The organism is Acidobacteriota bacterium, assembly GCA_016184105.1.
Taxonomy (GTDB): domain Bacteria; phylum Acidobacteriota; class Vicinamibacteria; order Vicinamibacterales; family 2-12-FULL-66-21; genus JACPDI01.
This window is the reverse complement of the sequence record JACPDI010000023.1, coordinates 55,783-70,243: the sequence shown is the minus strand read 5'-3', so window position 1 is coordinate 70,243 and position 14,461 is coordinate 55,783. Positions and strand designations below refer to the sequence as shown.

Here is a 14,461-nt window from a genome sequence, read left to right as displayed (position 1 = left end):
GGCCGGAACGAGAGTCTGTCCTACTGGCCACTGGCCGCTATCTGATGCGCGTCCCCGGCGCCGGCGGGTTGTCGAACGTGACCAGTTCCGGCTTTCCGCCGTCCGGGCTGGCGGCGAGCAGCATGCCGTTCGACTCGATCCCCATCAGCTTGGCGGGCTTCAGGTTGGCGAGGACGGCGATGCTGCGCCCCACTAGCTGCTCGGGCTCGTAGGCCTCGGCGATGCCGGCGACAATCGTCCGCTGCTCCGTACCGAGGTCCACCTGGATCTTCATCAGCTTGCGCGAGTTCGGCACCTTCTCGGCCGCGAGCACTTTCGCGACGCGCAGCTGAATCTTCATGAAGTCGTCGATCGACAGGCGGTCGGACGCAGGAGCGGCGGACGCCGGTTCTGGGGAAGGCGCGGGCGAGGGTTCAGACGAGGGTTCGGTCACAATATTCTCCTTGGGCTCGAGTCGCGGCCAGAGCGGCGGGCCGGTGCAGATTATCTTCTCCCCTTCGGCACGCCACCGGGCCTCCTCGAAGCGAATGTCAGAGGCGGGCTTGTTCTCCCCGACCCGCCGCAGAATCTCCGCCGCGGAGGTCGGCATCGCCGGCAACAGCAGGATGGCTGCGATCCGGACCGCCTCGGCAACGTCGTACAACACCCGATCGAGCTTCGCGGCGTTTGCGGGGTCTTTCGCGAGCCCCCACGGCTCGGTCTCGGCGATGAACTCGTTGGCCGCATCCACGATCCTGAACGCGGCCGCGACCGCCTCGTGGAGCGCGAAGGTTTCCATGCTGGCGCTGTAGTGCACCAGCGCGGCCTGCGCCACCGCGGCCAGCCGCCCGGACTCCCCCGCCGCCTTCACCCTTCCCTTGCGGTACCGATCGGCCATTGCCGACAGCCGGCTCACCAGGTTGCCGAGATTGTTGGCGAGGTCGACGTTATAGCGCTCCTCGAACCGCTCCCACGTGAAATCGCCGTCGCCGCCATAGGTGATCTCCTTGACCAGATACAGCCGCAGCGGATCGGCGCCCAGGCGGTCAGCCGCATCGAACGGATCGACCACCGTCCCGAGCGACTTGCTCATCTTGAGGCCCTTGTAGTGGACCCACCCGTGCCCGAAGACGTGCGTCGGCAGCGGCACGCCCGCGCTCATCAGCATCGCGGGCCAGACGACGCAGTGGAACCGCGTGATGTCCTTCCCGATGATGTGCAGGCTCGCCGGCCACCATCGCTCGAACAGCCGGTCGTCGGTGCCGTAGCCGACCGCGGCGATGTAGTTGATGAGCGCGTCGAACCAGACGTAGATGACGCTCGAGGGATCCATCGGCAGCGGGATACCCCACGCCTGGCCCGCACGGCTGACCGAGATGTCCTCGAGGCCGGTCTCGAGGAGCCTGAGGATCTCGTTGCGCCGGATTTCGGGCTCGAGAAACTCCGGATGCGCCCGGAAGTGCTCGAGCAGCCGGTCGCGGTACTTCGACAGCCGGAAGAAGAAATTCTTTTCCCGGATCCACTCAGGCTTCGTCTGGTGGACCGGGCAATTGCCTTCGACGAGGTCCTTTTCCTGCTTGAAGGCTTCGCACGAGACGCAGTACCAGCCTTCGTAGAAGCCCTCGTAGATATCGCCGGCCGCGGCGATCCTGTCCGCCAGCCTGGTGACGGCCGCGCGATGGCGCGGTTCGGTGGTGCGGATGAAATCATCGAAGGAGATGTCGAGGCGCTTCCAGACGTCCCGGAACTCGCGCTCCATCATGTCGCAGTACGCCAGCGGCTCCATGCCAAGCTCGCGCGCCTTCTTGAACACGTTCTGCGAATGCTCGTCGTTGCCCATGACGAACCGCACGTCCCGGCCGCGCAGGCGCCGATCGCGCGCGATGACGTCCGCCGTGATCTTCTCGTACGCCGTGCCGAGGTGCGGGCGGCTGTTGACGTAGTCGATGGCCGTCGTGAGGTAGAAGCGCTCAGCGGGCATGCGGCGCCTCCGCGTGCATCCAGGCGGCGAGCGCCCGGGCCTGCACCTCCTTGACCGAGAGGCCGCGGGCGGTCGCGAGCCGCACGCAATCGTCGTATTCGGGCGTCGCGTTCACGATCTGGCCTCCGCGCTTCGCCACCTTGAAGCGCACCTCGCCAAGCGGCGTGGTCACGCTCCGGATCTCGCGCTCGAGGCACTCCCGTTTCATCTCCTGCCAGCGCAGCCCGATCGTGGTCGTCTCGCGGAAGAGCAGGTCGAAGACGCGCTCGCGAGCCGCGGGCGCGCAGAGCACGGTCACGAGCGTGCCGGGACGGTTCTTCTTCATCTGCACCGGCGCAAAAAACACGTCGAGGGCCCCGGCCTCGAGCAACCGATCCATCAGCGTGCCGAAGATCTGAGGGTTCATGTCGTCGATTTCGCAGCGGACCTCGATCACGAGGTGCCCCGGGTGCTCGGGGTGCTCCGGGTGCTCGGCGCGCTGGCCGATGAGCACCCGCAGCACGTTCGGGAAGCCCTTCGTGTCGCGGTCGCCGGCGCCGTACCCGATGCGCTCCACGCGCATGCCGGGGATCGGCCCATAGCTCCGCGCGTAGCTGGAAACGAGGAGGGCGCCTGTCGGCGTCACCATTTCGACCGCGGGCCCGTTCGAATACACCGGGACGCCTGTCAGCAGCCGCGCCGTCGCGGGGGCCGGCACGGGGAACGTCCCGTGCGCGCACTCGATGGTGCCGCTCCCGACGTTCAGCGGCGAGGCGACGATGTCATCGACGCCCAGGAATTCCAAGGCATGAACGGCGCCGACGATATCGATGATCGAGTCGAGCGCGCCGACTTCGTGCAGGTGCACCTTCTCCAACGGCGTGTCGTGGATCGCCGCCTCGGCCTCGGCCAGGCGGTGAAACAACCGCACTGCGCGATCCTGCGCCGCGGCGGACAAGGCCGAACGGCGGATGTGCTTCTCGATGCCGGCCAGATGGCGATGCGGGTGCCCTTCGGCCGGCGGGCCACCGACGCGGAACTTCGTCGCCGACACTCCCGACCGGAGCACGCGCGCGGCGTCGATCGAAACGCCTTCCTCCAGACCCAGGCTGCCGAGCGCGCGGCGCACCTCGTCGAGCGGTACGCCGGCGTCGACCAGCGCGCCGAGCAACATGTCACCCGAAGCGCCGGCAAAACAATCCAGGTAGAGAACCGTCATTCTTCGCTCAAGACCTTCCGCTTCTCGTACTCGCGCAGGCTCACAAAGCGCGTGTCGGCCAGGATCACGTGGTCCAGGACGTCGATGCCCATCAACTGCCCGGCGGCGACCAGGCGCCTGGTCAGGTCGCTATCCTCACGGCTGGGCGTCGGATCGCCAGAGGGGTGGTTGTGGAACAGCACGACCGCCGCGGCGCCCCCGAGCACGGCCGCGCGAAACACCTCCCGCGGATGCACCACGCTGGCGTCGAGCGATCCCACCGAGAGCAGCCGCGTCTTCATCACGCGGTGCTTCGTGTCGAGGAGCACCACGCCGAACTGTTCGACGGCGCAGCTGCCGAATTGCGGCATCAGCTGCTCGGCGACGTCCCGCGCGCAGGCGATCTGCGGCCGCGCGCGCGGCGCGCGCGCGAGCGTTCGCCGGCCCAGCTCCACGGCGGCGAGCACCTGCGCGGCCCGCGCGCGCCCGATGCCCGGAACGTCCTGCAGTTCGTCGGCCGTGACCCGCGCCAGGCCGTGCAGCCCGCCGGCGCTCTCGAGGAGCGCCGACGCCAGCTCGATCGACGTCCGGTTCCTGTTCCCGTGCCCGAGGACGACCGCGAGCAGCTCGTGATCGCCAAGCGCCGATGGTCCCACGCGGTCCAGCCGCTCGCGCGGCCGATCGTGCGGAGCGATTCCTTTCATGCTACACCAGCTATACTTTGTCGATGCGCCTGCGCCCCGCTGCCGCGGCCCTGGTGGCCGCGCTCACGCTCTCCTGCTCCGAGCCGCCGTACAAGGAAATGCACCAGGCCAAGGGGGCCCTCGACGCGGCTCGGGCCGCCGGCGCGGCAACGTTCGCGTCCGCCGAGTTCCGCGACGCGCAGCAGGCGCTCGATCAGTCGCAGCAGGCGGTCGACCAGAACGACTACCGCCTGGCGCTCCGCTACGCGCTCGATGCCAGCCAGCGGGCGCAGGACGCCGCGCGCGCGGCCGCCGACCGCAAGGCCGAGGCCCGCGGCAGGGCCGAGCGCGCGCTGGGCGCGGCCGAAACCGCGGTCCACGACGCCGAGGCGCGCCTCGCCGGGCCCGAGTTCGCGCGGCACAGACCGCGCGAGCTGGCGCCGGCCCGTACGGCCATCGGCCAGGCACGAGAGGCCTTGCAAGAAGCACGCGCGGCGATGGAGAAGGAAGCCTACCTGGAGGTCGCACCCACGTTGGAGCCCGCGATTGCGCGGATGGCGAGCGCGATCAGCGCGCTGGCCAGGCGCGAGCCCGCGCGTTCGGCGCGCCGCCGCCGGTGAGGTGTTGAAAAGATTTCACCCGCTGCAGCCACCCCACATCGTCAGAACAGCCAACCCGCTCCGAAGTTCAGCAGGGTCACGATCAGCACGAAGCCAGCCACATCCAGCGCGAGGCCGTACCGCATCATTGCGGTAATCGGGATGTATCCCGAGCTGTAGACGATCGCGTTCGGCGGCGTCGAAATCGGCATCATGAAGCCGAGCGACGAGCCCAGCGTGGCGCCGAGCGCCGGCACGGTCGGATCCAGGCCGGAGGCGAACGCGGCGGCAATCGCGATCGGCACGACGATGTTCGCCGAGGCGGTGTTCGACGCCGCCTCGGACATGACGATCGCGACGGCGGTGAAGGCGATCGTGAGGGCCAGCAGCCCGCGACCGGGCAGCCACGCCATCAACGCCTCCCCCATCGCCCTCGCCAGGCCGCTCGAAAAAGCCAGCTCCCCCATCGCGAGGCCGCCGCCGAACAGCAGCACGATGCCCCAGTCGATGCGGACGGCCTCCTCCCACGTCAGCGTGAACCGGCGCGCGCGCCAGTTGAGCGGCAGCAGGAACAGCAGCACCGCCCCCACGAGCGCCGCAATCGACTCCGGAACCAGGGCGTTGTACCGCCGCGCCGCCGCGCTCTCTCCCGCCCCGAGGACCGCGAACACCCCGGGCACGAGCCACAACCCCACGGTGACCCCGAGGGCGACGAGCACGTTGCGCTGCCCGGGCGAAAGCGGCCCGAGCCGTTTCAGCTCCTGACGCAGCACGTCGCGTCCACCAGACACCAGCTCTACGCCGCGCAACGCCGTCATCCGGAAGCAGGCGACGATAACGCCGAACTGGGCGACCATGAGCGGCAGGGCAAACAGCATCCAACCGGTGAAGGTGACGCGCCGGCCCGCCAATCGGTCGAGCATCGCGAGGCCGATGAGGTTCGGGGGGGTCCCGATGGGCGTGCCGATGCCGCCGATGGAGGCGGCAAACGCGGTGATGAGCATCATCACCATCCCGAGCCGCCGCGCGTCGGCCTGGCTCGCCTCGCCGGGCGTGAGCTGCGCGACGACGGACAGGCCGATCGGGAACATCATCGCGGTCGTTGCGGTGTTGCTGATCCACATCGACAGCCCGGCGCACACCGCGCCGTAGACGAGAACGAGCCGGCCGGCGCTCCCGTCCCGCACCAGCCGCGACGCCAACGCCGTGTAGGCGATGCGGCGGTCGAGCTGGTGCACGAAGATGGCCTCAGCCAGCATGAAGCTGCCGATGAACATGAAGATGATTGGATCGGCAAACGGCGCGAACACGGTGCGCGCCGGCGCGACGCCGAGCAGCACGGCGAGGATTGGGCCGACCAGGGCGGTCACGGCGAGCGGCAGCGCCTCCGTGATCCAGAGGACGACCATCGCGGCCATCACGGCGCCCAGCCGCTGCGCGCCAGCCGGCAGCGTCGAGGGCAGGGCGAGGAGCACGAGAAACACCACCGGGGCGATCAGCAGTCCCGCGGTCCGCCGGCGCCGATTGAACTGCTCCTCGGCGGGAGAGTACGCCTCCACGGAGTGCGCCGCCTCGTGGATGCGCCTCACCGCTGCAGCCATTCCGCCTCGCAGATCAGTTCCGCCCAGCCCGTGAGGTACAGCCCATCGTCGCGCCACTCGACGCGCTGCGTGCCGCCTGGCGAAATCACGTCCACGTCCCGCGACGCGCCGCCGTGTGCGATGGCGGCAACGGCCGAGGCGCACGCGCCGGTGCCCGACGCCTCGGTCGGACCGACGCCCCGCTCCCAAATCAGGATCCTGACGCGGCCTGGTGATTCCACGTGCGCCAGCTCCACGTTGGTTCCCGCGGGGAAATGCGGATGGGACGTCAGGAACGGCCCGAATTTGTGAAGCATCGCCTCGGTGAGTTCCGCCGCGGACACGAGCATCACGCACTGCGGGTTGCCGACACGCAGCGTCGTCACGGTGCAGCTCTCCCGGCCCGACAAGATGATCCGCTCGATGCGTTCGGGCTCGCCCATCTCCGCACGGAAGGTCATGCGCCCGCGCGGATCGCGCTGGAGCAGCTCGAGCCGTTTCGAGCCCGCGTCGGTGTCCACGGTGAAGCCGCGTTCTCCTGGCGCGCGCGCAGCCAGCAAGGCCGCGAGGCAGCGGACGCCGTTGCCTGACACCTCGGAATAGCTGCCGTCGGCGTTGAGCAGCCGCATGGCGGCGCCGCGCGGACCGGCGCGATACAGGATCAGGCCGTCGGCGCCGATTCCGCGGTGGCGGCCGCAGACGGCGCGCGCGAGCGCGGCCGCGTCGTCGAGCGGTACGGGGGGGTCTTCGGCGAGGAGGAAGTCGTTGCCGTACGCGTGCGCCTTGACGAGTCTCATTTTGTGCAGAACGCGAGCAGGTGCCAGCCAAACCGCCGCACCCATGCGCGCGGCAGCGCGTTGAACGTCCCCACGAATGCCGAATTGTAGATCGCGCCCTTCCATCCCTTGTGGAGGCGCGATTTGACCGGAAAGCGCTCCTCGACGATCCGCACGTCGCGGAATCCGGCCAGCATCGCCCGGAACTCTCCTATCGAGTACTTGCGAAGCGCGGGCGCGTCTTCGTGTTCCAGGCCGACGTTCATCAATTTGGACAGCGCGTTCAGCCAGGAGATGCGGTTGTAGACCTGGAAGATCGCGGTGCCGCCCGGCACCAGCACGCGCCGGCATTCTTCGATCAACCGGCGGCCGTCGCTCGTGTATTGCACGACGCCGTGCGCGTAGACCAGGTCAAACACGGCGCCGGCAAACGGCAACTGCTCGCCGTCCCCTTCGACGAACGCAGCGCGGAGGTGCTGCTGACCGACGTTCGACTGCGCGAGCCGGACCGCCGCCCCCGCGAGGTCGATCCCCGTGGCGCGGGCGCCCCCGCGCGCGAACCTGGCGAGATCGACGCCCGCGCCGCACCCGACGTCCAGCACGCGCCGGCCGGCGAAACCAGCGAAGTCAACCAGCCGGAGCAGGTGGTGCAGCTTCTCGAAATGGTACTCGTCGAGGTCGCGGAAGAACTCGCGTGTGCCGGGCGCGTTGCGGGAAATCTCGAGGTCGTGGATGCGGACGTTCCAATATTCGCGGACGCCCGCGTTGGAGGATGGGGACACGCGGCATTACTATAACGCGGCCGGCCTCACCGCCGGCCGCTGCATGACACCATGAACGAACATGTCATCCTCGCGCGCGATCTGCGCGCGCTGGCCGATCGCGAGTTCGACGTGCTGGTCGCCGGCGGCGGCATCCTCGGGCTGGCGATGGCCTGCGACGCCGCCGGCCGCGGGCTGGCGACCGCGCTGGTGGAGCGCGGCGATTTCGGAGGCGCCGCCTCTTTCAACCACCAGAAGACGGCCCACGGCGGCCTGCGGTCGCTGCAGACGGGCGATCTCCGCCGCGCGCGCGAATCGGTCCTCGAGCGCCGGACGCTCGCGCGCATCGCGCCCCGGCTGCTGCGTCCGCTGCCGTTCATGATCGCCACCTACCGTTCCATCATGCGGAGCCGGCTGGCGCTCCGGGCCGCGTTCCGGATCGACCGGGTCATCGCACGCGACCGCAATGAGGGCGTCGAGCCCGAGTTGCGCCTTCCCGCGCCGCGCCTGGTGTCGCGCGGAGCCGTCGAGCGGCTGTTCCCGGGCGTGCGGCGCGAAGGACTGACCGGCGGCGCGATGTGGTACGACTACCAGATCGTCGAGACCGATCGGGTCACCATTGGGTTTGCGCTCGCGGCCGCGTCCCACGGCGCCATCCTCGCCAACCATGTGGAAGCCGTCTCCGCGCTCGGCGGCGCACGCCGCATCGAGGGGCTTCGCGTCCGCGATCGGCTGAGCGGCGAGGCGTTCGACGTTCGCGCGCGCCTGACCATCAACGCCGCCGGCGCCGGGGCCGGCGCCCTCATGCGCGCGTTCGGACTGCCGCGCGAGGCGCCCCTCGTCAAGGCCATGAACCTCGTCACGTCTCGCCCGGCTGGCGACCTGGCGCTTGCCTCGCCGACACGCGACGGCCGCATGCTCACCCTGACGCCCTGGCGCGGCAGGGCGCTCGTCGGCACGAGCCAGTCGGACACGTTTGTCACGCCGGATGCCGAAATCCCTGGCGACGAGGAAGTCGCCGCGTTCATCGCCGATGCCAACGAGGCGTTTCCCGCCCTGGGGCTGACGGCGGACTCGGTGACGCTGGTGCATCGCGGCATCGTGCCCGCCGAGCGGGACCGGCGCGGCCGGCCGATGCTGAAGCGGCACGCTGAAGTGATCGATCACGGAGGCGAGGGGGTGGCCGGCGCGATGACGGTCATCGGCGTGAAGTACACGACCGCCCGCGGCGTCGCCGCGCGCGCGGTGGATCGTGCGATACGGACCGCGCTACGCAGTCAGACGGCGCACGCCATCCTGCCGGGCGCGTCGATCGCCGACCATGAAGCACTGGCCACCGAGACCGCGCAGCGGCTGCACCTCACGCTCCCGGAGCCCGCCCGCGCGCACCTCTCGCGGCTCTATGGCGCGCGCTGCGTCGATGTCCTGGACATTGCCGCCCACGATCGCGGATTGCTCGCGCCGCTCGGCGGCCACACGCCAGCGATCGGCGCAGAGGTCGTCCACGCGATCCGCCGGGAGGCCGCCTGCCGGCTCGACGACATCCTGATGCGCCGGTGCTCCATCGGCGCCGATGCCTGGCCGGGAGCGGAGGTCGTCAATCGTGCCGCGGACATCGCCGCGCGCGAACTGGGATGGACCGACGCGCAGCGCGCGGAGGAAACTGCCTCGCTGCGGGAACGGTTCAGGGTGCCGGGTTCCGGTTGCTAGACCTTGAACCCGGAACCCTACGGAACCGTAAAGCCCCTGAACACCCACGTGACCCCGGCCTTGATCCCGACGCTGGGGTCGCGCGAGGTCATCCCGAGCAGGAGGCCCGCGTCCACGCGAACGGCGTTCCGGGTGTACCGGCCGCCGACGAGCATGATGGCGCGGCTCTCGGTGCCCGGAGGCGGCTCGCCCGCACGGGTATCCGCGCGTCCGTTGAACTCACCGACGATCTCCAGCCCCTCTGCGACCGCGCGCGCCAGCGAAAGCCCGTACAGCAGCACGTCGTTCTGCCGGTCGCCGCGCAGCGGGTCGCCGAGGATCCCGAGGCCCACGTTGCCGACAACGCGGATGGACTGGACGGTCTTGCCAACGAGCGCGGTGACGTGAAAGTCGGTCGTGTCGAGCCCCAGGCCGCTCTCGTTGCTCGCATTGGGCAGCTTCGTCGCGAAGCGAATGCCGACGGCGGGCCGCTGCGCGCCCTCGGCAAGCAGCCTTACCTTCATCGCGACGACGATGTCCTCCACGCTCGTCGTCTTGTTGCCGGTGGCGGTCACCATGCCGGCGAGCGGCGCGTCGGTGCGCTCGGTAATCGACAGGCGGTTGTAGAACCCGCCGTCGATCTGAATCTCCGCAATCGAGCTGACGCCGACGCTGGCGCCGATGAGCGGCGCGCGCAACAGGTTGCCGCGGAGCCCCGAGGCCGGAAACAGCACGTCGCGGGACACATCGATGCCCCCTTCGATCAGCACGTTGCCGGCGCCGATGGTCTCCGGATCTTCGGTGACGAGGGGCCGCTGCTGCGCGATCGCGGCAGCGGGCAGCACGAGGAGGAGCGCCGCCCCCAGGACCATCCGCTGCAGACACCTGTCAGTCATGAACACCTCAGAATTGACGCCGGCTGTCGAGCAGCAGCGTAACCGGACCGTCGTTGACGAGCGTCACGGCCATCCTGGCCTGGAACACGCCGGTTTCGACGGTCAACCCGTTTGCGCGCATCGCCGCGACCGTCGCCTCGAAGAGCGTGCGCGCGAGCGGCGCGGGCGCGGCGGCATCCCACGACGGCCGCCGTCCCTTGCGGCAATCGCCGTACAGCGTGAATTGTGACACGGCCAGCACCGCGCCGCCCACGTCGGACAACGACAGGTTCATCTTGCCGGCCTCATCCTCGAAGATCCGCAGGTCGCGCACCTTGTCCGCGATGTATTGGACGTCAGCCGCCCCGTCGTCGTTCGTGATGCCAACGAGCACGAGCAGGCCGCGGCCGATGCCGCCGGTCGTTTCGCCGCCAACATCGACGCGTGCGGCGCTCACGCGCTGGACTACCGCCCGCACAATTCAGCCACGGGATTCAGGCGCGTATCGAGCAGATGCCGCGGGTGCACGTTGGCCATGGCCTTGAGCATCGAGTTCTTGACCTCCGGATGTTCGAGCTCGAGCTCGTGCAGCAGCCGCTTGACGCGCTGGCGCTGCAGGCTGAGATCGCCGCAGGCCGGGCAGCAGCACCCCACGATCGGCAGCGCGCGGTCTTTCGCGTACTGGCGCGCCTCGCTCTCGGACACGTACACCAGCGGCCTGATGACGACGTGCCGTTCGTTGTCGGAGACGAGGCGCGCCGGCATCGCCTTCATCGCGCCGGCGAAGAACAGGTTCAGCAGAAGGGTCTCGATGAAATCGTCCGTGTGGTGGCCGAGCGCGATCTTCGTGGCGCCGACCTCATCGGCCACCCGGTACAGCACGCCGCGGCGCAGCCTCGCGCAGAGCGAGCACGGAGTCGCGCCGTCCTCGAGAATGTCGTCCATCACCTCGCCGATCGAGGTGTGCTCGATGCGCAGCTCCCAGCCGCGCTCGCGGCACGTCGCGGCGATGACATCGTGCTTGTACGCCTTGTAGCCGGAGTCCACGTTCACCGCGACGAGGCTGAAGGAGATGGGGGCGCGGCGCCGCAGCTCGTCGAGGATCTGGAGCAGCGCCCAGCTGTCCTTGCCGCCCGACAGGCCGACCATGACGCGGTCCCCGTCCTCGATCAGGCGGTGCTCCACAATCGCGCGCGTCACCTTCTTTGCGATGCGCGCCTCGAGGTCGGTTGCGTAGGCCATCTCCGGACATTATGCCCGCTTGCGGGCGACGATGATCATGGCCATGGCGAGCGACGGGAACCACCGGCCCAGCGGGAACAGCCGGCGCATGAGCCGGACGTATCGCCGCTGGTTGCCTTCGCGCTGGAGATAGTCCTGGATGTGACCGGTCCCGAGCCGCCAGTGGCGGAGCCACAGTTCAAGGTACATGTTCGCCTGCTGGACGAACTCGAACCCCGACCCGCGCAGCATCGGGCCGGACAGCTCCCGATAGGACAGCTCGCTCAGGTGGTCGCGGCTGTATGGCTGCTCCATCCGGTTGGCGCGGGCCACGAGCCGCTCGCGGTTCGGCGTGGTAATGACGGCAATGCCTCCCGGCTTCAGGACCCGCCACCACTCGTGCAGCGTCGCGTGGGCGTCCGGGACGTGCTCGATCACCTCGCCCGCGAACAGCGCGTCGAACGACGCGTCGGCGAACGGCAGCTGCGAGGCATCGAACACCCCCCAGCGCTGGTGCGGCACCTCGCCCGCACGATCCCGCACGGACGCGAAGTCGAGGTCGCCGGCGACGACCGTGAACGGGAACTCGGCGCCGATGTCCGCAAACAGCGACCGCCCGCACCCCACGTCCGCGACGCGGCCGCCGGCCGGGATGTATCGGCTGAACAAGGCGTGGAGCACTCGCAGCTTGTACGCGTGCAGCTCGTGCAGGAACGGCGCGTCGAGCGGGGGACCGTACCCCTGCGTCGCGTACTGCCGCGCGTAGAACTCCAGCAGGATGTTCCGATCCATGAACTTCAGCAGCACCGGCCGAACGCTCTGGATCGCGCCGTCGGGCCGCCGGAACACCAGCTCGATGTCCGCAAGGGGATCGAATGCGAACTCCGGATTGAACCACGCGTCCACGAGGGGGGCCGGCGAACCGCCGGCCAGCAGCGTGACCGACTCGCGACGGACCGGGTCGAAGTCAAGCTGCAGCCTGGCGACGCCGCGCCCTTTCGGCAGCGCAAAGCGCCACCACCCGAGGTGCCGCTCCGGGTGCGTGCGCTCGCGGTAGGCGTAGAAATCCGCCGTGAAGATGTACTCCTGCGGATCACCGACGTCGTACTCGAACCGCACGGCGCCCTTCTTCCCTCGGATGACGCCCGTCCGATCGATCGGGCGCACCCGGTGCGGCCAGCGCGCCATCAGCGGAACTCCGGCGTGAGCGCGATCTGCGCGCCGAGGAAGCGGGCGTCGCGCGAGGGGGGCGTCTCGAGAAACGGGACGAAGCCGGTGGCGGCGGTGAACGTGAGCACGTACACGTAACTCGTCGGCGTTTCGTACGGCCGGTACGGCAGGCCCGGCGGCATCTCGAGCGTGACGGTTTGCTGCTCGCCCGCCTGCAGCCGCAGCACGTGCCGCGAACCGGCGGCCGCCACCGTCACGACGTTCGGCTTGATGCCGTTGGTCACGCGCGCGTGCAGGCGCACGATCTCCTCGCCCAGCCAGCGCCCGCCGCCGAGGTCCCGCAGCGGCGCGCGGACGATCACGTCCGAGCGCCGGCCGCCACGCAGCCAGAAGCTGTCTCCTTCGGGCGTGTAGGCGTTGTCATCCGGGAAGTACGCGAGCATGCCGGCCGCGAGGCGCCTCTTGGACCGATCGGGGCTGGCTGCAAACGGGAGGTCGTTCAGCATGCTCAGCTCGATCGGCAGCATGCGCAGCGGACCGGACTTCGGATGTTCGGCGGGATGGAACGAGCTCCAGAACGGATTGAACACGATCTTGGCGGTGAACAGCGCGCCAACGGCGAAGGCGGCCAGCGCCGGGGCGACCGACGCCACCGGCGGCATCAGGAACAGGAAGAGCGGATAGAAGCTGAGGAAGTAGCGATTCCCGATCGGCCCGCCGCCCCCCGCCCAGGTGTAGGGCGTAATGAACAGCAGGGCGAACACCTCCGCCGCGACCGCTCCGACGAGCAGCCACTGCCACCAGCAGCGCGCGCGCCGCCGCACCAGGAACAGCGCGAGCGCGAGCACGCCGGGAAAGAAGTATGGCAGGAAGCCGCTGTAGCGCCCGAGCAGGAAGTACCCGGCGTTCTTCCAGAGCACCTTCAGCGTGTCGCGGTTCGCAAGCGTATCGACGAGCACGTCGCTCCGGCCGTGGACATTCCCGATGCTTTCGAACGTCTCGCGCTCGTTGGCGAACGGGAAGCCGATCGAGCTGTAGAACGTCTTCCGATACCCTCCCTGGTAATTGAACTCGCCGGTGATCGCGGCGTTCAGGCCGTACAGGGCGCCCGCCGCCGCCGCGAAAATCGCGCCGGCCAGCAGCGCGCGCCGCCACTGGCGGCGCGAGGCCGCGAGCAGGACGAGGGGGGCGATGAGCGGCGCGTGCGTGGGCTTGGAGAAGGTCAGGACGCCGACCAGCGCGGCCGCGGCATAGTCGGCGCCGGGTCCGGCAAGAACCCTCCCTCCGGCGGCGGCCACCTCCTTGTAGCTCCAGAGGAACACCGCCGCGAGCACCAGCGAGAAGTTGAACACTTCGGGGGTCAGCCAGATGAAGTACACAGGCGTGACCGACGCCAGCATGAAGGCCAGTGCGAAGACCGCGGCTCCACGCGGATCGGACCCGCGCGCGGCGAGCCACAGGTACGCGAGCCACAAGTCGAGCGCGAGGAGCAGCGCGTGAAGGACGAGGAACCCGCTGGTGCCGAACATCCACACGAACGGCGCCGCCACGAGCGGATAGATGTACGCCTTGCCGAAGTACAGCCGCGAGCGATCCGCGTCTTCGGCCTTGGCCCAGCGCACGAACGGGAAGGCACCGTCGAGTGAAACACGGACGTCCTTGCCGCGTTTCAGGAACACGCCCTCAGGCGCGTGGTATTCCTCCCAGACCCGCACGAGGTCCCGGCGTTCGTACGTGAAGTCACGGTCGCGGGCCAGGCTGTGGCCGAGCAGGTAATACGTCGCCTCGTCTCCCTTGAAGCCGAGCCCCGCACGCGGGAAATCGACCGACACCGCGATGCCGAGGAGCACGAGGCCGAAGGTCAGGGCCAGCGTCGCGCCGACGCGGTGTCCCCCGCGAACGCGCGCGCGCGCGAGGCGCTCCTCGCCTGGAGCCCGGGCCGTTACGGCGTTGGGATTCGACATCGGCGT

13 protein-coding genes are annotated in these 14,461 nt (G+C 69.4%); 2 read left to right on the top strand and 11 right to left on the bottom strand.

The genetic code is table 11. From position 1 onward, the window contains the following. Positions 1-37: 37 nt before the first annotated feature. The 3 genes from metG to radC are packed head-to-tail and all read right to left on the bottom strand — an operon-like array spanning position 38 to position 3,841. Positions 38-1,960, bottom strand: a complete 1,923-nt coding sequence (gene metG / locus HYU53_09410) for a methionine--tRNA ligase (GenBank protein MBI2221412.1) — start codon at positions 1,958-1,960, stop codon at positions 38-40. After that, the gene (gene larC, locus HYU53_09405) at positions 1,950-3,158 is read right to left on the bottom strand and encodes a nickel pincer cofactor biosynthesis protein LarC (GenBank protein MBI2221411.1); all 1,209 of its coding nucleotides are present in this window, start codon (positions 3,156-3,158) and stop codon (positions 1,950-1,952) included. The genes metG and larC overlap by 11 nt, the downstream gene beginning before the upstream one ends. Continuing rightward, positions 3,155-3,841 carry a DNA repair protein RadC gene (gene radC, locus HYU53_09400; protein ID MBI2221410.1) on the bottom strand — a complete coding sequence of 229 codons (687 nt, stop codon included), beginning with the start codon at positions 3,839-3,841 and terminating at the stop codon, positions 3,155-3,157. Before radC ends, larC begins: the two co-directional genes overlap by 4 nt. A gap of 23 nt (positions 3,842-3,864) precedes the next feature. On the opposite strand from radC, the gene HYU53_09395 reads away from it, so the two are divergent. After that, positions 3,865-4,440: a DUF4398 domain-containing protein gene (locus HYU53_09395; protein ID MBI2221409.1), complete on the top strand. Its 576-nt coding sequence runs from the start codon at positions 3,865-3,867 to the stop codon at positions 4,438-4,440. A gap of 41 nt (positions 4,441-4,481) precedes the next feature. Here HYU53_09395 and HYU53_09390 read toward each other — a convergent pair whose 3' ends face one another. The 3 genes from HYU53_09390 to HYU53_09380 are packed head-to-tail and all read right to left on the bottom strand — an operon-like array spanning position 4,482 to position 7,557. Then, the gene (locus tag HYU53_09390) at positions 4,482-6,008 is read right to left on the bottom strand and encodes a DASS family sodium-coupled anion symporter (GenBank protein ID MBI2221408.1); all 1,527 of its coding nucleotides are present in this window, start codon (positions 6,006-6,008) and stop codon (positions 4,482-4,484) included. After that, positions 6,005-6,796, bottom strand: a complete 792-nt coding sequence (dapF, locus tag HYU53_09385) for a diaminopimelate epimerase (GenBank protein MBI2221407.1) — start codon at positions 6,794-6,796, stop codon at positions 6,005-6,007. Before dapF ends, HYU53_09390 begins: the two co-directional genes overlap by 4 nt. Beyond that, complete coding sequence (locus HYU53_09380; GenBank protein ID MBI2221406.1) at positions 6,793-7,557, bottom strand: class I SAM-dependent methyltransferase; 765 nt, start codon at positions 7,555-7,557, stop codon at positions 6,793-6,795. Before HYU53_09380 ends, dapF begins: the two co-directional genes overlap by 4 nt. A gap of 51 nt (positions 7,558-7,608) precedes the next feature. Between HYU53_09380 and HYU53_09375 the strand changes: the two genes are divergently transcribed. Further along, on the top strand, positions 7,609-9,246 hold the full coding sequence (locus tag HYU53_09375) for an FAD-dependent oxidoreductase (protein MBI2221405.1): 1,638 nt from the start codon (positions 7,609-7,611) through the stop codon (positions 9,244-9,246). A 17-nt stretch (positions 9,247-9,263) separates the two neighbouring features. Here the strand turns inward: HYU53_09375 and HYU53_09370 are convergent, their stop codons facing one another. The 5 genes from HYU53_09370 to HYU53_09350 are packed head-to-tail and all read right to left on the bottom strand — an operon-like array spanning position 9,264 to position 14,455. Continuing rightward, positions 9,264-10,121 (bottom strand): hypothetical protein, encoded by an 858-nt coding sequence (locus tag HYU53_09370; protein MBI2221404.1) that lies wholly within the window; start codon positions 10,119-10,121, stop codon positions 9,264-9,266. A 7-nt stretch (positions 10,122-10,128) separates the two neighbouring features. Then, a complete protein-coding gene (locus HYU53_09365; protein MBI2221403.1) occupies positions 10,129-10,578 on the bottom strand; it encodes a D-tyrosyl-tRNA(Tyr) deacylase in 450 nt (149 codons plus the stop codon). Further along, positions 10,566-11,342 (bottom strand): tRNA 2-thiocytidine(32) synthetase TtcA, encoded by a 777-nt coding sequence (gene ttcA / locus HYU53_09360; GenBank protein MBI2221402.1) that lies wholly within the window; start codon positions 11,340-11,342, stop codon positions 10,566-10,568. Before ttcA ends, HYU53_09365 begins: the two co-directional genes overlap by 13 nt. A 9-nt stretch (positions 11,343-11,351) precedes the next feature. Beyond that, positions 11,352-12,509 (bottom strand): class I SAM-dependent methyltransferase, encoded by a 1,158-nt coding sequence (locus HYU53_09355; protein ID MBI2221401.1) that lies wholly within the window; start codon positions 12,507-12,509, stop codon positions 11,352-11,354. After that, positions 12,509-14,455 (bottom strand): hypothetical protein, encoded by a 1,947-nt coding sequence (locus HYU53_09350; GenBank protein ID MBI2221400.1) that lies wholly within the window; start codon positions 14,453-14,455, stop codon positions 12,509-12,511. The genes HYU53_09355 and HYU53_09350 overlap by 1 nt, the downstream gene beginning before the upstream one ends. Between the last annotated feature and the right edge of the window lie 6 nt (positions 14,456-14,461).